Source organism: Gemmatimonadota bacterium (genome assembly GCA_026387915.1).
In the GTDB taxonomy this organism is placed as follows: domain Bacteria; phylum Gemmatimonadota; class Gemmatimonadetes; order Gemmatimonadales; family Gemmatimonadaceae; genus Fen-1231.
On sequence record JAPLKS010000004.1, the window covers coordinates 72959 to 91613 of the forward strand.

At 63.1% G+C, this 18655-nt stretch carries 13 protein-coding genes; 9 read left to right on the top strand and 4 right to left on the bottom strand.

Features of this window, described 5'->3' with window-relative positions:
• Positions 1–42: 42 nt before the first annotated feature.
• From NTZ43_00780 to NTZ43_00790, 3 genes are all read right to left on the bottom strand, one after another.
• Positions 43–1545: a sodium/solute symporter gene (locus NTZ43_00780; protein ID MCX5765743.1), complete on the bottom strand. Its 1503-nt coding sequence runs from the start codon at positions 1543–1545 to the stop codon at positions 43–45.
• A gap of 122 nt (positions 1546–1667) precedes the next feature.
• Positions 1668–1940, bottom strand: coding sequence for a DUF485 domain-containing protein (locus NTZ43_00785; protein ID MCX5765744.1), 273 nt, complete (start codon positions 1938–1940; stop codon positions 1668–1670).
• The gene (locus tag NTZ43_00790) at positions 1937–2587 is read right to left on the bottom strand and encodes a peptidylprolyl isomerase (protein ID MCX5765745.1); all 651 of its coding nucleotides are present in this window, start codon (positions 2585–2587) and stop codon (positions 1937–1939) included. The genes NTZ43_00785 and NTZ43_00790 overlap by 4 nt, the downstream gene beginning before the upstream one ends.
• Before the next feature lie 88 nt (positions 2588–2675).
• On the opposite strand from NTZ43_00790, the gene NTZ43_00795 reads away from it, so the two are divergent.
• The 4 genes from NTZ43_00795 to NTZ43_00810 all read left to right on the top strand — a co-directional run bounded on the left by NTZ43_00795 (position 2676) and on the right by NTZ43_00810 (position 6765).
• A complete protein-coding gene (locus tag NTZ43_00795) occupies positions 2676–3260 on the top strand; it encodes a pyridoxamine 5'-phosphate oxidase family protein (protein ID MCX5765746.1) in 585 nt (194 codons plus the stop codon).
• A 126-nt stretch (positions 3261–3386) separates the two neighbouring features.
• On the top strand, positions 3387–5069 hold the full coding sequence (locus tag NTZ43_00800) for a glutamine--tRNA ligase/YqeY domain fusion protein (GenBank protein MCX5765747.1): 1683 nt from the start codon (positions 3387–3389) through the stop codon (positions 5067–5069).
• Positions 5066–5839: a deoxynucleoside kinase gene (locus NTZ43_00805; GenBank protein MCX5765748.1), complete on the top strand. Its 774-nt coding sequence runs from the start codon at positions 5066–5068 to the stop codon at positions 5837–5839. The genes NTZ43_00800 and NTZ43_00805 overlap by 4 nt, the downstream gene beginning before the upstream one ends.
• Positions 5836–6765, top strand: a complete 930-nt coding sequence (locus NTZ43_00810; GenBank protein MCX5765749.1) for a deoxynucleoside kinase — start codon at positions 5836–5838, stop codon at positions 6763–6765. The genes NTZ43_00805 and NTZ43_00810 overlap by 4 nt, the downstream gene beginning before the upstream one ends.
• 74 nt (positions 6766–6839) lie before the next feature.
• Here NTZ43_00810 and NTZ43_00815 read toward each other — a convergent pair whose 3' ends face one another.
• On the bottom strand, positions 6840–8597 hold the full coding sequence (locus NTZ43_00815; protein MCX5765750.1) for a M28 family peptidase: 1758 nt from the start codon (positions 8595–8597) through the stop codon (positions 6840–6842).
• A 257-nt stretch (positions 8598–8854) separates the two neighbouring features.
• Here NTZ43_00815 and NTZ43_00820 point away from each other — a divergent pair, with 257 nt between their 5' ends.
• Genes NTZ43_00820 through NTZ43_00840 form a run of 5 tightly spaced genes read left to right on the top strand, consistent with a single transcriptional unit; the run spans position 8855 to position 18655 of the window.
• Positions 8855–10765 (top strand): 2-oxoacid:acceptor oxidoreductase subunit alpha, encoded by a 1911-nt coding sequence (locus NTZ43_00820; protein ID MCX5765751.1) that lies wholly within the window; start codon positions 8855–8857, stop codon positions 10763–10765.
• Entirely contained in the window at positions 10762–11718 is a 957-nt protein-coding gene (locus NTZ43_00825; GenBank protein MCX5765752.1) for a thiamine pyrophosphate-dependent enzyme, read from the top strand. Before NTZ43_00820 ends, NTZ43_00825 begins: the two co-directional genes overlap by 4 nt.
• Positions 11708–12712, top strand: coding sequence for a hypothetical protein (locus NTZ43_00830; GenBank protein ID MCX5765753.1), 1005 nt, complete (start codon positions 11708–11710; stop codon positions 12710–12712). The genes NTZ43_00825 and NTZ43_00830 overlap by 11 nt, the downstream gene beginning before the upstream one ends.
• A 19-nt stretch (positions 12713–12731) precedes the next feature.
• Positions 12732–13568 (top strand): 4Fe-4S binding protein, encoded by an 837-nt coding sequence (locus NTZ43_00835; protein ID MCX5765754.1) that lies wholly within the window; start codon positions 12732–12734, stop codon positions 13566–13568.
• On the top strand, positions 13565–18655 hold the full coding sequence (locus tag NTZ43_00840; protein ID MCX5765755.1) for a 2-oxoacid:acceptor oxidoreductase family protein: 5091 nt from the start codon (positions 13565–13567) through the stop codon (positions 18653–18655). The genes NTZ43_00835 and NTZ43_00840 overlap by 4 nt, the downstream gene beginning before the upstream one ends.

Below are 18655 nucleotides of genomic sequence, written 5' to 3' on the forward strand. Positions count from 1 at the left end.
GCGGTGCGCACCTAACGCGCGGGAGGGGTGACAAACGGCGCATCAGTGGGCGTTGGCGCCGTCGATCATGTCGCGCACAGCGCCATCATAAGCGGCCACGGCCGATCGATCGGTGGTGAAGAGTGAGACGACAACGCCAATGAGGAACGATCCTGGGATCGTCACGACCGCCGGATTCTTGAGCGCAAACCAGGCGCTCTCATGCTTGAGGATGTCCACCTGAATGACGGGCGATAGATAAATCAGGACGAGCGTTGCGACGGTCCCAAAGAGCATCGAACTCACCGCGCCCTGCGTGGTGCAACGGCGCCAGAAAATGGAGAGCACGAGCGCTGGGAAGTTGGCGCTCGCGGCAATCGCAAAGGCGAGGCTCACCATGAAGGCGACATTCTGCCCCTTGAACGTAATGCCGAGCACCACGGCAATAATGCCGAGCACAAAGGTTGCGCCGCGTGCGACGCGGAGCTCTTCGCCGGGCTTGGCATGTCCGCCGCGCACGACGCTCGTCCACAAATCGTGGCTCAGCGCCGCGGCGCCGGAGAGCGTAAGGCCCGCCACCACGGCGAGAATCGTAGCGAACGCCACCGCCGCAATAAATCCAAGGAAGGGCGTGCCGCCCAAAAACTCCGCGAGGAGCGGCGCGGCCATATTGCCGCCCTTATCGATGGCCTTGATGGCGTCGGGGCCCACGAGCACCATCGCGCCAAAGCCTAGGATGAACGTGAGCAGATAGAAGAAGCCGATGAGCCCCGTCGCGTAGAACACGGAGGTGCGTGCGGCGCGTGCGTCGGGCACCGTATAGAAGCGCATCAGAATGTGCGGCAACCCCGCAGTGCCAAACATCAACGCCATTCCAAGTGAAATGGTGTCGATGGGGTTCGTGACGAGCTTGCCCGGCGCGAGGACGGCGGCGCCGTACTTATCGCTTGCGGCGGCAAAGAGCTCGAGCGGATTCATATGGAAGCGGAGCAGCACCATAAAGGCGAGTGCGGCCGCGCCGCCAAGAAGCAGTGCGGCCTTCACAATCTGGACCCACGTCGTGGCGATCATCCCGCCAAACAGCACGTAGGAAATCATCGCGATGCCCACAATGATGACGGCGGTTTCATACGAAATGCCGAACATCAGTTTGATGAGCGACCCCGCGCCGACCATTTGCGCAATCAAATAGAAGATGACGGTCGAGAGCGTGCCGAGCGCTGCGGCGAGTCGCACGGGAGTGTGCTTGAGTCGCGTGGCGACAACGTCCGCGAAGGTATAGCGCCCGAGATTGCGGAGCGGTTCGGCCACCAAGAAGAGCACCACTGGCCAACCGACCAGCCAGCCGGTGGAATAGACGAGCCCGTCAAAGCCACTCGTGGAGACGAGGCCGGCGATGCCTAAGAAGCTCGCCGCGCTCATGTAGTCGCCGGCGAGCGCAAATCCGTTTTGTGCCGCGCTGATACTGCGCCCGGCGGCGTAGAAGTGCTCGGTGGTGCTGGTGCGTCGTGCTGCCCAATACGTGATGGCGAGGGTGATGGCGATGAAGAGAAAGAAGAATCCCATCGCGACCGTGTTGGGTTGGCCGATAGCGCTCGCCGGCGCCGCACTGGCTGCGCTCGCGACAGGAGCTGCCGCTTGGGCAGCCGATACGCTCGCGGCGGCGGAGGCTTGCATCAGCGCGAGTATCACTTGCCCTCCGCTTTCAGCGCGGCCAGAGCCGGGTCGTAGCTTCGGTTCGCCCAGCGGACATACACCCAGGTACTCATCCAACTCACGACGATCACGGCGGCGCCAAAAAGAATCCCCACCGAGAGCCCCGGCGTGACAATGGATCCCATCAGCGATTTGCGATAGGCAATCAACAGAATGAATCCGAAATACAGCACGACCACAGCCATCGTGAGCGCGATCGCGATGCGCCAGCGGCGGGCGGCCAACGCGTGGTGCGGGGCACTCATTGGTGTCTCCATTCCCGTCCAATACGGGCGGTGATGATGTAGTCGAGCAAAGGGAAGTCCTTGATCAGGTACGCATTGCCTTCCTTCACAATGCGATCCTGCGAGGGGCCTTTGCCGCGCGGGGGGCCTTCGCCGTAGCCTTTGTACAGGGAATCCACGACCGGCATGCCGTCGACCACTTGCGCGATCACGGCAAACACAAGCGTGTCGAGTCGGCTGTTGTCTTTGTAGCTGATAAAGAGCTGCGTGGTGCGCGAGTCTTTTCCGCCTTTCGCAAAACTGATAGTACCGCGCACGTTGCTCCGCTTGACGGGGTCGTCCCCAATGCGCTGGTCGCGCCACGCCGCCGTTACTGCGGTATCGCCGTTCAGGCCGAATTGCGTGACGAAGTTGTCCACCGTGCGAAAGAATCGGTTGCCATCGTAAAACCGGGCACGCACCAAGTGATACAGCCGGTCCACGCCCAGTGGCGCCCAATCGCGATGCGCGGTGAGGGTGAAGGTGCCTTTGGACGTCAGGACGTCCACCGTGAAACTGTCGGGCGCGGCCACGGAAAGCCGCGTGGGGTCTGGGTGACGCAGTTGGGCGGGCTTGGCGCAGGCGCCGCCCGCGAGGGCGACGAGGGCCAGCAGATGTCGGGCTCGCATGGGCGGTAACGATGGGGGCTGATCTGCTCCTCGGCAAGCGGCAGCGCCGGCTCTGGTGGCGCTTTTGTCCGCGGGGCATCTTTCGCCCATGACTCACGAGGATCGCGCGCTCATCAAGCAGCACAAGGAACGGTCGGTCCCGGACGCTGCGGCGGCCATTCTCGCGGCAGGGATTGTGGCTCATGTTGGGATTGCCGACGCCAAGGGGCCGGTGGTGATCCCGATGACGTATGCGTTTGATGCAGGCGAGCCGGAGCTCCTGCATCTGCACGGGGCGCACAACAGCCGTCTTATGGGATCCCTGCAGGATGGAGCCTCGGTCTGCGTGACAGTCACGCTCACCGACGGTCTCGTGTACTCCAAGACCGGGCTCAATCACTCGGTCAACTATCGCAGTGCGGTGGCCTTTGGCCGCGCCGCGGCGGAACAGCCGTCGCCCGAGCGCCAGCACGAACTCCTCGCCCAGATGATCAGCCGCTACTTCCCAGGACGGCAGGAAGGGGTGGATTACGGGGTGATCCCAGAGAAGCACATCGACGCCACGTCATTTGTGACGATCCACATCGAGGCCGTGAGCGCCAAACAACGGACGGGGCCGCCACTGGGGCCGGGCGACAGCGATCCGGCGGTTCCGGGGACGAGTGGGGTGCAGGAGCTGCGCCCGGGGCTGTAGCCCCACAGGCCACTCGGAGAGCGGGCGAGCCCAGTTAGGCGCTAGCAGGGGAGACCGCCTCCTCTCAGACCGGCTGGCAACCGTGTATTTTTCAACACTCGCCCCACCCCAACCGCAGGTACGCTTGTGAGTCAGGACACGCCCCGCCGGGATTTTGTGCGGGAAATGGTCGCGGAAGATGTGGCGTCCGGAAAATTCGGCCGCACCATCTGCACGCGCTTTCCGCCGGAACCCAACGGCTACCCGCATATCGGGCATGCCAAGTCCATCTGCCTGAACTTCGGTGTCGCCAAGGAGTTCGGCGGCCGCGTGCACCTGCGCTTTGACGACACCAATCCATTCACCGAAGACATCAAGTACGTCGAGGCCATCAAGCGCGACGTGGAATGGTTAGGCTTTACCTGGGACGCCGAGTACTACGCCAGCGATTACTTCGAGCAGTTGTACGACTTCGCCATTCTCCTCATCAAAAAGGGGAAGGCGTATGTAGACAGCGAAACCGAAGAAGAAATCCGCGAGCACCGCGGAACGGTGACGTCGGCGGGCACTCCCAGCACGTTCCGCGACCGCACGGTAGACGAAAACCTCGATCTGCTCGCGCGCATGAAGGCGGGGGAGTTTCCAGACGGCGCGCACGTATTGCGCGCCAAGATCGACCTCGCGCATCCCAACATGATCATGCGTGATCCGCTGCTCATTCGGATTCGGCATGCCACCCATTACCGTCGTGGCGATGCGTGGTGCATCTACCCGCTCTACGACTACGCGCACGGCCTGAGCGATGCCATTGAAGGCATCACGCACTCGCTGTGCACGCTCGAGTTCAAGGACAACAAGGACATCTACGACTGGCTCGTGCGTGAAGCGGGCTTTGAAAAGCCGCCCGAGCAGACGGAGTTTGCACGCCTCGTGCTCGACTACACGGTGGTGAGCAAGCGGAAGCTTTTGAAACTCGTGAACGACGGCCATGTGACGGGGTGGGACGATCCGCGCCTTCATACGATTGCCGGCATTCGTCGTCGCGGCGTGACGCCCGAGGCGATTCGCGACTTCTGTGAATCGATTGGCGTGGCGCGCAAGACGGCGCGCACGGAACTCGCGACCTACGAACATGCGGTGCGCAACGATCTCAACATGCGCGTGCCGCGCGTGCTCTGCGTGGTGAAGCCGCTCAAGGTGGTGCTCACCAACTACCCGGAAGGGCAGGTGGAAGAGCTCGACGCGAGCTACTATCCGCACGACGTGCCGCTCACCGGCTCGCGCAAAGTGCCGTTCTCGCGCGAACTGTACGTGGACCGTGACGACTTCATGGAAGATCCGCCGAAGAAGTTCTATCGGCTCTCCGTGGGGCGCGAAGTGCGCCTCCGCTACGGCTACTTCATCACGTGCCACGAAGTGATCAAGGACGCCGCCGGCGAGGTCGTGGAGCTGCGCTGCACGTACGACCCGGCCACGCATGGCGGCAATGCGCCCGATGGCCGCAAGGTGCAGGGGACCATCCATTGGGTGTCGGCGGCGCACGCAATTGACTGCGAACTGCGGCTGTACGACAAGCTGTTCTCCATTGCCGATCCCGAAGATGTGCCCGAAGGGCAGGACTTTACCTCGGTGGTGAACCCCCACTCGCTGACCGTCGTGCAGGGCGCGAAGGTGGAGCCGAGTGTGGGTGCGGACGCAGTGGGCTCGCGCTATCAGTTTGAGCGCACGGGCTACTTCATTTCCGATCCCGATTCCAAGCCGGGCGCCCTCGTGTTCAATCGCACGGTGACCCTGCGCGACTCGTGGGCCAAGGAGAGCGGCAAGTCGTGAGTGCGAATAATTTTCACATTGGCCTCATGGGCAATCTCTTCTCTGGGAAGACGACGCTCATGAATGCGCTCGCGAGCGAGCCCTACCGCTCCGAGTTGCAAGGGCTGCTCGACGGCGCCGAAACGTATTCGTTCACCGAGCGCGTGGAGAAGGGATCGCTCACCGACGAATGCTTGGCGCTCTTTTATCAGGATCGTGTGGCGAATATTTTTCCCACCGAAACGGCGTTTCTGCATATGCGCGTGCTGCAACAGCGCGAGATTCGCCACCTGATGACGCGCGAGCAAAAGACGGGTGTGTTGATCCTCGAGGATCGTCCCTTTCTGGACGGCCCCGAAGTATTCGTGAAGCGTATGATTGAGGCCGGTGAGATGCCGGCGGCGCACGCCAAGTTGTACAACACGCTGTTTTATCAGACGCTGCATCACGAGCGCATTCGCCTGCCGGACCTCACGGTCTATTTGCGCACCGAGCCCGACTTGCTCGAAAAGCGCCGCGCTGCGCGCGCCGCGGCTGGTGATGCCTATGCGCAGACGATCACCAAGGATTATCTCCGCGAAATCCACGAGTGCTATGAAGCACTCGTCGCCAACTGGCGCGGCACGTTGCGCAAATATCAGGAACTCACCATCGTGCCACCGGACAGTGACATTGTGATTCTGCCTGCCGAAATAGACATGCACGACCATCCCGACTATGTGCACGTGGCGGCCGGCACCATTCGGGAGAAGGTGCGTCGGATGCTCGCCGCGCGCCGGCTCAACACATGAGCGACGGCAATATCACGCTCGAGGTGCAGGAAGATCTCACGATCCGCCGGCACGAGATTGCGAACCGGCTCACGAATGTTGAGCGCCGGTTGCTCACGTACCTTTCGCGCCATCAAACGCTGATTGCCTGCGTGGGGAATATTGGGGCGGGGAAGAGCTCGCTCGTGAAGCTCCTCGCGTACAACACGGGGATGAACGCGCTCTTTGAACTCCCGGACGATGGGTTCGAAGATCACGTGGTCAACAACGCGTCGCTCTTTCCGCTCCTCGCCACGGCCAAGCATTCGGCCAAGCGAACGTTGGGGCGGTACTACGGCGCCATCAACGACTTCATTGGCCATCAGCAGCGCGATGCGTCTGACAGCCCGGCATTACGGGCCTCGCGGACACATCTGGAGCAGGCGGCGCTCGACATTCAGCACGCCTATCTCGATTTGCGCAAAATGCAGTTGCAGGCGGTACCGCATTTGCAGTCGTCTACCTGCATCGATGGCTCGCCGCTCGCCGACCGCTTTGCGTTCTGTGAGGTGTTGCATCGCGACATGGACGTGCCCTATCTCACGGCCGACGCGTTGCAGGTGATTGATGGTCGTCTTGACACCGAGTTCCGTTCGCTGGTGCGCCCAGGACTTTTAGTGCTGCTCAAGAGTCCCGTGGATTACCTGCTCCGCAATATTGGGGACCGCCAGCGCGCCGAAGAAAAATCGGAGACCGCCGAGATTCCCGAGGGGTTGCTGCGACTCGTGACGGCACTGAATCCGCGCTACGACGCATTTATTGCGAACGTCCGGGCCAATGGGTGGTATCGCGGTCCCGTGCTCGAGATTGATGTGTCGAAAATCGACTTCGTGTCGAATGTGCGACACTTGATTGCGGTGTACGAGGGGATTGAGTCGCTGCTGGTACCGAAGGAGTTTCGCGGTTAATCGCCGTTAAACAGTCATGCGCGCCGCGTACTGGCCGGCGCGCATGATGGGGTGGTACAGACCGCTCCCGCGCCTTACTCCGGCTTGAGTCTGGATCGAGCCGTTGCGACCGCCGCCGCCACCCGTGCCTGCGCCGCCGCAATCGCCGCACGCGTTTCGGCGCTTGCGCCTCCGACTTCGATGTCCTCGGTGGTGGCGAGCGCGCCGCGATAGTAGCTGCCCCACACCTCGAGCACGTGGCGCTCTTTGTCGACGTCGGCGCCGCGCGAAATGGAGTCGGCAGAAATCACACGCTCCACTTCTACACGCGCGAGGGCTGCGCGCTCCAGTTCACCGACGAGCGCGCGCGCCGTTGGACCGTCCGCGGAGGTGAGAAGCAAACCGCTCATGAGCGCGGTGATGCCGGAGTGACGGAGTTCTTCCGCAGAGACTTTGTCGAGTCGATCGCCGTCGGTGTGGTAGAACTCATCGGTGAAGTGCCAAAGGAGCAGTCCGGGCTTGTTGGCCGTGAGGAAGGGGGTGTGGTCGCTCCCTCCTTCGAAGGGATTGGTCTTGACGACCCAGCCGTTGCCTGCCGCTTCGTCCAGCGCGCGACGGAGCACGTAATCGTTGAAATAGTGCGGTTTGAGCTGCGACTCGTTGATGGGGGAGCCGCCCCACTCGCTGTGCTTGTCGTCGCCGCGCGTCCAGATGGCGGAGGGGTCCGGCATCTTCTCAATGAGGAAGGTGCCGCCGGTTTTCTTGGTATCCTCGCCGACCATGTCGAGGCTCATTCCCCAGCGAATGCCACGGGCGCGGGTGGTGTCCTGCTTGATGAAGCGGTCGGTGCTGCGAATTTCTTGGCCCCACAGAAAGGTGAGGGTGCGCTTGGGGTCTTCCTTGCCGCTCTTCACGAGATCGGCCGCCACGCGGGCGGCTTCGGCGAGCGCGCCCACGCCGCTCGCGTTGTCGTTCGCCCCCGGTTCCTGCACGTGGGCACTGTATACAAATCGCGTTTCCGGCTCTTTACTGCCGCGAATTTCTGCGACAACGGTCAACTCGGTGGCTGGCCAGACAAAACGCGACGCGGCTTCCACGTGCAACCGCACGGGGCCGCGAGCGAGCGCCGCATTCAGTTGTTCGCGTGCGGCAAAGGAGAGCATCATCCCCCACCCCTTGGCCACGGAGTCGTATGGGATGCTGGTAAAGACAATGGAGGTGCGGTGTTTTTCGGGCTGGAGATAGGCGGACAAGGCGTAGGCGAACACGCCCACGGCTCCGCGTTTTGTTACCGCCTCCGTGAACAGCTGTTGGAGGCCCCCTCGGCGCCCCGCGGCGGCGTCGAGCAGTACGACTTTGCCGCGTACGTTGGCCGCATCGAGCGTGGCGGCGGAAACGTCCGCGACCCGTACGAGATCCGCGTCCACTCCACCCGCTGGGGTGGAGAAGGAGTTCGTGGCCAACATGTTGCGGTTGACGGGAAAGGAAAAGACCGGCGTTTTGGCCCCGCCGGCGCCGACAATCGAGACCGCCGCATGAATCGGTTCCCAGGCCGGGGCGGCCATCGGGTAACGCTCGACACGGTAGGTCAGCCGGTCGCCTGCCTTCGCTTTTGACTGCTCCACGTAACCGGCCGCCGCCAGCTTGCGGGCCACGTGGGCGATGCTGGAATCGAACCCAGCGTTGCCCGGCCACCGCACAAAGCGGTCGAGGTAGGCGACGGTCTCATAGGCACGCTCCCCTGAGAAGCGGGTTCGGACGGCCGCGAGACGGCTGTCGGCGGGGGTCTGGGCGGCCAGAAGGGCGGGGGCGGCGGCAAGCGCCAGGCGGGCGAAGCACAGGTGGATTCTCATCCCCCTAACCTATCTGGTCAGGGAAAACCGCGCACGACCGCCTCCAACACCCGACAGACATTAGATGCGCAACAACCGGAATTACGGTTGTCGAGGTTGGAGTGCGTTGCCGCACGGTTTCGTACGGGCGTACCTGAGGGCGGGGTACGTGCGTTCACCAATCTCGAACATCTGTGTCGAGATGGCGTTGGGCAATGTCCCAGAGCACTCCCAGCTGACATTGTCCGCGTCGCTCCGAAAGAGCGAGGACGCGAGCAGTGCCTACGTTGACCGAACCGATCGCAGCTCCTGCCGGGCGCGCCAAGGGCGTCCCGCCAACCATTCTCACCAAGCGCGAGCACACCGTCGAGATCGTCTCCGACTCCGGTGAAGGCGCGCAGCGTTGCGGCCAAATCTTTGGCGCCGTCTCGGCCAAGATGGGGAACGGCGTCTGGACGGTGGAGATTATTCCCGCCGAAATCCAGCCGCCGCCGCGTATTCCCGAAGGCGCGAGCGGTTATCGCGTGCGCGTGGGAGCCGGTCCTGTCACCAACTGGGGCGACGCGACCAATCTTGCGCTCGCCTTCAATGAGCAGGTGCTGCTCGCGCGCCATCGCCTGAATGCGTTGGCCGACGATGCCATCCTGCTCGTCGAAGACAAGTGGGCGACGTCGGATGATGCCGACATTCGCGCCGCGTGGGAGGCCGCGATGGTCGAGCTCTCCACCCGCCACTACCGGATTATTCCGGTGCCGATGGAAGCCGAGTGTCTGTTGCTCGTGGATAATCCCCGCAAGGGCAAGAACATGTTCGCGCTCGGGATGCTCGCCCGCGTGTACGACCGCGACTGCGAACGCATCAAAGAGCAGATCGCTTTCACCTTCCGCAAGAAGAGCGAAGCGGTCTACACCAGCAACGTCAAGTTGTTTGAAGCCGGCTATGAGTGGGCGGAAACAAATGTTGACGTCCGCATCAATGTGCCGCTGCAGAAGATGGATGAGAAGCTCGTGGTGATGAACGGCAACGAAGCCATTGCGCTCGGCGCTATCGCCTCGGGGATGGATATGTGCGCGATGTATCCGATCACGCCGGCCACGTCGGTCTCGCACCTGCTGAGCGAGGTGTTCGAAAGGTTCGGCGGGATTGTGCACCAGGCCGAAGACGAAATCGCGGCGGCTGGTGTCGCCATCGGTTCTTCGTATTCAGGCAAAGTGGCATTCACGGTGACGTCGGGCCCGGGACTCGCCCTCAAGACAGAGTTCCTCGGGCTCGCGGTGATGACCGAGATTCCGCTGGTGCTCGTGGACGTGCAGCGCGGTGGCCCCAGTACGGGATTGCCGACGAAGGTGGAACAGAGCGATCTGCTCGCGGCGCTTTATGCGTCGCCAGGCGATGCGCCGCACATTGTGATTGCGCCGGCGACTATCGAAGAATGCTTTCATGTGATGATCACCGCGCGTCGGTTGGCCGAAGCGTTCCGCACGGTGGTGATGGTGCTCACCGATGCGAACCTCGCGACCGGCGTGACGCCGTTCAAACGTCCGACGCCAGAACTCAACTGGCAGGCGGAGCCGGTGGATCTCTCCGCTGTGCCTGTTGGGACCAAGGCGTTTCAGTGGGATCCGCAGACGGGCCTTTCGCGTCGCATCGTGCCCGGTCAAGCGAACGGCATGCATACGCTCACGACCCTCTCGCACGACGAAGGCAGCAAGGTGGCGTACAGCAGCGGCGTGCATCAGCGGAGTTCAGCGGCGCGGAGCCGCAAGCTCGCCGTGCTGCAGTCGCTGCTCACCCCGCCGCCCGTGTACGGCGACGCCACGGGCGATCTGCTCGTCGTGGGCTGGGGAAGCACCAAGGGCGCGATTGAAGAAGCGGTGGATCGTATGCGCGCGGAGGGGCTGAAGGTGAGTTCGCTGCACCTGCGCTTCCTCTCGCCGATGGAGCCCGGCATCAAGCCGATCTTCCAGAAGTTCAAGAAGGTCGTCACCGTGGAACTGAACTACAGTGACGAAATCGGCGATCCCTACGTGACCGAAGAGAACCGCCGCCTCGGCCAGCTCGCTTGGCTGCTGCGCGCGTCGACGCTCGTGGATGTGGACTGCTGGACACGCGTGCCCGGCGAACCGCTGCGCCCCGGCTCCATTGTGGACGCCATCAAAGACCGGATGCCGAAGGGAGGTGCCAAGTGACGATTACCTGCGGCGTGTTACCTGTGCTCGAGCCTGAGGAACAGGAACACGCATACGAAATGGGCGACTACGAAGGCGCTCGCGCCCGCTGGTGCCCCGGTTGCGGCGACCACTCGATTCTCACCGCCGTGCAACGCCTGCTCGCGAGCGAACAACTCCCGCCCGAGCGGACGATGTTCGTGTCGGGCATCGGCTGCTCGAGCCGGTTTCCGCACTATCTCAATACCTACGGTTTTCACGGCATTCACGGCCGTGCACTTCCGATCGCGACGGGCATCAAGCTCACCCGTCCCGATCTCGACATTTTTGTGGTCATGGGCGACGGCGATTGCACCTCGATCGGCGCCGGCCATTGGATACACGCTCTGCGGTACAACCTCGACATCGTTGTAATGCTGTTAGACAACGGCATTTATGGTTTGACGAAGAATCAAACTTCGCCAACCACACCGCAGGGCCATCCGAGCAACACCCAGCCGCACGGTAGCTGGCTTCCCTCGCTCAATCCGCTTTCCACCGCGCTCGGTGTGACGAACGCCAGTTTCGTTGCCCAGACGGCGGAGTGGATTCCGTCGCATCTCTACGCGACGCTGCGGGCGGCACGCCGGCACCGTGGGCTCAGTTTCGTACGGATTCTCCAGCGCTGCCCGGTGTATTCCAGCGCCGTCTATATGAAGGCGGTGCAGGATCCGTCACGCATCGCGCTCTTGGCCCACGACGATGGTGTGGTGGTGCCGGAACTCGAGAAAGTGTACAAGAACCAAGTGGCGCACGATCCGCATGACCTCGAAGCGGCGCGCCGCGTAGCCGAGTCCACGGAACATGTGAATCTCGGCGTGCTGTTTTCCGATCCTTCGCGGCCGCGCTACGAAGATTTGCGTCGTGTCCCGCCGCGCACCGCGGATGAACGCATTCACCTGCTCGATGCGGAGCTTGATCGCTATGCAGTCTGATTCGAGGGTCCAACAGGCGCTCACCGCGCTCGATCGTCCGATTGCCGAGTTCCGTGCTCTGATGGAAGGGGCACTACGACAGGCCGATGCATTTCTCGAACAGCAGATGGCCGACGAACCCGCGCGTGTGAAGCGCGCGTCGGCTGCGCTCGGCGTGTTTGGCGCGTCGCATATCGATGCCACGCGTTTCGCCGCGCTCCACGTGGGCACGCGCACGGCGGATGAGCCGTCGCTCGCGGCGCTCCGTCGTGCGGTGGATGTCCTCAGGCAAATGACGGAACGCGGTGACAATCTCTTTTTGGCCGAAGTCACGAGCGGGGCCAAGATCAGCGCCGTAGTGGAGTCGGCGCTGGCGATGATTGGGTGGGCGTTTGGCGCGATCATCGTTACCGACCTCGTGCGCGGCGGCCGCTATGTAGAGGCCGACCACGCGTCGATGCTCGATCCGCTGCAGTTCGGCGGATGGAATCGCAGTGAGCGTCGTGCTGCGCCGCCACTCGTCGTGCGTGTGGCCGGTGTGTCCGTGCGGGCCACCGACCTCGCATCCTTTGCTGACGGGCATGTGAAACTCGTGCTGGTGGTGAGTGGCGACTGCGCTCCCGCGCCTCTTGCTCGGCTCATCACCCCAGGCACGTTCGTGCTGCAAACCACGGATGCCTCAGGTCTTGATCGCGTGGCGCTCTTTGACGGCCCTGCCTTTGCCGCGTTGATGCCGGCCGGTGCCGCGACGTTCGTGCACGACCCGGCCCTTGGCCGCGAATCGTGGCAGCGCCTCACCGTGAGCTTCATTCCCGACGCGCCCAAGAAAGCCGTCGGCGCGATGAGCACTTGGCAACAACTCGAAGAACTCAAACAGCTCGCCGATCTCGCGCGGACACCGTTCTCGGTGCCGAACGCTGGCGGGAATGCAGCTCCGGCGATGGGCGCCTCAGATGCGGCGGACCGTATTGCCAGTTGGCTGCTGACACAAAGTGGACTCGGCGGTACCGCGTGACAGCGCGAGGGACGATCCGATGATGTTGCAGGCTGTGATGATCTTGGGTGGCGTCGGACTCGTCTTTGGCGTGTTCATCGCGCTCGCGAACCGCAAACTCTGGGTGTGGGAAGATCCACGCATTGACGCGGTGGCGTCGATGTTGCCCAATGCCAACTGCGGCGCCTGCGGATTGCCGGGCTGCCGAGCATTCGCGGAGCAGGCGGTGGGCGGTGCGGTGACGCCGTCGCAGTGCACGGTGTCGGGAGAATCGGCGCGTGACGCGATTGCCTCATACCTCGGCGTGGACGCCGGTGAAGAGCGGAAGCGCGTGGCGCGTCTGCTCTGTGCTGGCGGTACCGACGTTGCCATTCAGCAGGCCGAGTATCGTGGCGTGCCCACCTGTGCTGCGGCCGCGTCGGTTGCCGGTGGTGGCAAGGGATGCGCCTGGGGGTGCCTCGGCCTCGCGGATTGCGAGGTGTCGTGCGATTTCGGTGCCATTCAGATGACGGCCGCTGGACTGCCCAAAGTTGACGTGGCGCTGTGCACCGCGTGCGGCGACTGCGTGGAAGCTTGCCCCAAAGGGCTGTTCACGATTCTGCCGCTCGACGGACATCTCTTGGTGCAGTGCAAGAATCTGGTGCTGGGTGATGACGCGCTCGATCAGTGCAAGGCCGCCTGCACCACGTGCGGCAAGTGCGTCATGGACGCCGCGGACGGATTGATCAGCGTCGCGAGCGGTGTGGCAGTGGTCAACTACGACAAAATCGCGCTCGAAGCGCCGAACGCCGCAACGCGGTGCCCCACGGGCGCCATCGCGTGGCTGAACGGAGCGCAATTCGCGGGCGTGCCGGTGATGCAACGGAGCAACAGATGAAACTCTTTGGTGAAACGAAATCCTCGCCGGCGCCTGTGGTGCCGGCTCCTGAGTTCCCCGGCACGCTCGAAGCGCTCGACGGCAGTGCCGCCGTTGTCGCGATGGAGACGGCCGCTGGCGAAGCCGCTGGCGCCTATCCGATCACACCGAGCACGCAGATGGGCGAGGGCTGGGCCGCCGCGGTCGCCGAAGGCAAGGTGAACGTTAACGGTCGCCGGCTCCTGTTCTTTGAGCCGGAAGGCGAGCATGCGGCGGCGGCCGTGACGGCCGGTATGAGCATGTCGGGCTTGCGCGCTACGAACTTCTCGAGCGGGCAGGGAATCGCTTACATGCACGAGTCGCTGTACGCGGCCGTGGGCAAGCGCCTCACTTATGTGCTCAATGTGGCGGCACGGGCCATCACCAAGCACGCGCTCAATGTGCACGCGGGGCACGATGATTATCACGCGGTGGACGACACCGGCTTCTTTCAGCTGTTTGCGAAGGATGTGCAGGAAGTTGCCGATCTCAACTTGATCTCGCACCGCATTGCCGAGTTGTCGCTCAACCCGGGCATCTGCGCGCAGGACGGGTTCCTCACGAGCCACGTGATTGAAACGGCGATGATGCCCGAGCTGGACCTCATCAAGCGCTACCTCGGCGACCCGTCGGACTTGATTGACGCGCCGACGCCCGCGCAGCAGATGGTGTTTGGCCCCAAGCGCCGCCGCATTCCCGAAATGTTCGACGTTGATTATCCGGCGATGCTCGGCGTGGTGCAGAACCAAGAGAGCTACGCGCAGGGTGTGGCCGCGCAGCGGCCGTTCTACTTTGACCACGTGGCGGCGCTGACTGATCGCGCCATGGACGAGTTTGCCGCCTTCACGGGGCGTCAATACAAGCGTGCAAGTGGGTACTTGCTTGCAGATGCGGAGTGGGTGATTGTCGGGCAGGGTTCGGTTGTGTCGAATGCGGAGGCCGTGGCCGACCATCTGCGCGCGACGCGCGGACTCAAAGTGGGTGTGCTCAACCTCACGATGTTCCGCCCGTTCCCGGCCGATGTGATCACGCGGCTCCTCGCGGGCAAGAAGGGTGTCTGCGTGCTGGAGCGCACCGATCAGCCGTTGGCCGTGGATCCGCCGCTGATGCGCGAGATTCGCGCCGCGATGAGCCAAGCCGCGGAAAATGGGCGAGCCCTCAACGGGACGCGTCCGTACGATCTCGTGGCGTCGCTGCTTTCGGACCAGATCCCCGATTTCTACTCGGGGTGCTTTGGCCTCGGCAGCCGCGACCTCCAGCCGGGCGACATCATCTCGGCGGTGCTCAATATGCTGCCCGGTGCTGACCAGCGGCGTCAGTTCTACCTCGGCATTGAGTTCATTCGCGAAAAGACGCGCCTGCCCAAGCTTCAGATCTGGCAGGAGCAAATCACGGAGAGCTATCCGCACCTCGGCGAACTCTCGCTCGCCAGCGACGGACTGGTGAATCTGCTCCCGGCCGGCGCCACGTCGCTGCGCATCCACTCCGTTGGTGGATGGGGCGCCATCACGATGGGGAAGAACGTCGCGATGACGGCGTTCGAATTGTTTGGACTCCATATCAAGGCCAATCCCAAGTACGGCTCGGAAAAGAAGGGACAGCCCACCACGTTCTATGCCGTGTTGGCGCACGAGCCGGTGCGACTCAACTGCGAGCTCAAGCACGTGACGGTGGTGCTCTCGCCCGACCCGAACGTGTTCCGCCACAGCGATCCGCTCGACGGGCTTGCGGAGGGTGGCGTGTTTGTCGCGCAGACGGAGCTGTCGCCTGAGGAGTATTGGAATACACTTCCGGCCGCCGCGCGCGCCAAGATCCGTGAAAAACAGATCAAGGTGTACGCGATTGACGCCTTTGCTGTGGCGCGAGAGGAAGCGTCTGATATTGAGCTGCGGTATCGTATGCAGGGTGCGGCGTTCATGGGGGCGTTCTTCGCCACGTCGCCGCTGCTCAGCCAAGAAAAGGCAACCGAAGCGGCGCTGTTCGAAGGAATTCGCACGCAGCTCCAAAAGAAGTTCGGCGGCAAGGGCGCGACGGTTGTCGAAGACAACCTGCGCGTGATTCGCCGTGGCTACGACGAAGTCAAAGTGGTGCCGATTGGCGGTGACGAAGGCGTGACGGTGAATGCGACCGTGGCGCATCAGCCGTTGATGATGGCATCGGACAATGCCGAGCAGGGCCCTGGCAATCCGGGACGTTTCTGGGAGCAGGTCTGCTCGATGTGTGCGGTGGGACAAGAACAGATTGCCGATCCCTTTGCCGCCTTCAGCGCGATCCCTGCCGCCACCGGTGCGGTGCGCGACATGAGCGGTGTGCGGCTTGAGATTCCCGTCTTCCACGCAGAGAAGTGCACGGGCTGTGCGCAGTGTTGGACGCAGTGCCCGGACGCCGCTATTCCGGGACTCGTCAACACCGAAGAGGACTTAATCAATGCCGCGCTTACCCAGGCGAGCACGGTCCGTTCGTTTGAGCGGATGCGCGCCGTGGTGAAGCCGTGGGCAAAGGAAGCGCATCGTCTGCTGGCCAAGGAGCCATCGCTACCGGTGAGTGAGGCGTTTGCTAAGGGCTACGTGGGCGTGGCCGACAAGATGAACTGGGAGCCGACGCGTCGTGCTGAAACCGACGCAGAGTTTGCGGCCGTGCAGCAACTCATTGCGGCGTTCCCGGTGGCGCGGACGAAGGCATTCTTTGATGCGCCGGAATCGAAGTTCAAGGGCAACGGTGGATTGCTGTCGATTACCGTCAATCCTGAAGCGTGCAAAGGTTGCAACCTGTGCGTGACGGCGTGCCCCGATGGTGCGCTCACCACCGCACGGCAGGACGATTCGAATCTGGCACAGCTCCGCAGCAACTGGGCGATGTGGACGCATCTCCCCGACACGGACGATCGCTTCGTCAACGTTTCCAGCGTGGACGACGGCATCGGTGTGCTCTCGTCGCTCTTGCTCAAGAAGGGCACCTACCGCTCCATGGTCGGTGGCGATGGCGCGTGCATGGGGTGCGGCGAGAAGACTGCGGTCCATTTGATTGTGTCATCGATTTATGCGTGGATGCAGCCGCACGTGGATGCGCAGCTCAAGCACATCGACACGCTCATTGCTGGCCTTGAAGATCAGGCACGTGCGCTGGTTGGTGCCGGCGCAGACCTCGATGCGGCCGCGCGGACCGGTGGTGCGGTGAAGGTGCCGCTTTCCTCCGACGCCCACGCACGCATTGCGTTGCTCCAGGCATCGGTCAAGGAGCTCAAGGACCTCAAGTGGCGCTATCTCGAGGGGCCGAGCGGCAAAGGACGCGCCGCCCTCGGCATGGCGAACAGTACGGGCTGTAGCTCGGTGTGGGGGAGCACGTATCCGTACAATCCGTATCCGTTCCCCTGGGTCAACCACCTCTTCCAGGACGCACCGAGTATTGCGATTGGCGTGTTCGAAGCGCACATGCGGAAGATGGCGGACGGCTTTATTGCCGTGCGGCGTGCGGCGCTGCTACACGCGGGCACGTACGACGCGGCCACCCACGAGCCAGAGCTCGCGCACCTGGAGTGGTCCGAGTTCACGGACGACGAATTCGCGCTCTGTCCGCCTATTGTTTCGATGGGTGGCGACGGTGCGATGCTCGATATCGGGTTCCAGAATCTCTCGCGCTTGCTGGCGAGCGGGAAGCCGCTCCGCGTGGTCGTGCTCGACACGCAAGTCTATTCCAACACCGGCGGTCAGTCCTGCACCTCGGGGTACACCGGCCAAGTGTCGGATATGGCGGCCTGGGGCAAGGCGCAGCACGGCAAGAAGGAAGTGCGCAAAGAACTCGCGTACATCGCCATTGCACACCGTGGTGTGTATGTGCATCAGTCGTCGCAGGCCTCGGCGTCGCATCTCATTGCTGGCGTGCTGAAGGGACTTAAGAAACGGCGTCCCGTGCTCATCAACGTGTACACGCCCTGCCCAGTGGAACATGGGCTCGCGGACGATTGGTCGCAGCACGCGTCGCGACTGGCGCTCGAGAGCCGCGCTTTCCCATTCCTCACGTACGATCCAGACGGTGGCTCGAACATCGCCGATTGCCTCACGCTCGAGGGGAATCCCTCGCTCGACACGCCGTGGCCGTCGTATGAACTGCGGTACGTAGACGACGCGGGCGCGGAACAGCTGATGGAGCTGCCGCTCACCATCGCCGATTGGGCGGCCACCGAGGCACGGTTCAAACAGCACTTCAAGGAAGTTCCGGCGGCCAAGTGGGACGACACGATGGTGCCGTTCCACGAGTATCTGCTCAAGCCGCACGACGAGCGTCGGGAACTGACGCCGTTTATCTGGGCCACGACTGCTGACCGCAAGTTGCGCCGGCTGCGCGTGACCACGGAGATCGCGGTACTCGCTGAGGAGCGTCTCCAGTTCTGGTCGCAGCTGCGCCAGCTGGCGGGGCTCGAAGTGTCTGGCGCGGTGCACGCGATGGTCGCGTCGGAAGTGGACGCGGAGTATCGCGTTCGCGAAGCGGCGATGCGTGCCGATTTCGAACGGCAGATTGTGGAGCTCAAGGCGAGTTATCCGGCGCAGATCGCGCGGCGTCTCGCGGAAGGGCTGCTCAAGAACTCCGGTGGTTCGGCGGCGATTGCCGATCTGCTCGCGTCCTTGCCGGCGGTTTCGCCGGGCTTTGCGACGAGTGCGCCGGCAGCGGTGGCTGGCAACGGAGCGGTCGCCGCTGTCGCGGTACCCGCGCCGCCAGCGGCGCCGGTAGCGGCCGCACCAGCCGTTGCGACGGTGCCAGCCAAGGCACCAGACGCCGCAGTGGCGGGTGCCGCTACGGCATCAGACGACACCGACGACATCACAATGGAAGCGTGGATCGACTCGTCACGCTGCACCACGTGCAATGAGTGCACCAACCTGAACAAGAAGATGTTCTCCTATAATGCCGACAAGCAGGCGTACATCAAGGACGCCTCGGCCGGCACCTATCAGCAACTGGTGACCGCGGCGGAACGGTGCCCGGTCTCGATCATCCACCCAGGGACGCCGCTCAATCCGAAGGAGAAAGACCTGGAGAAGTGGGTGAAGCGCGCCGAGCCGTTCAACTGA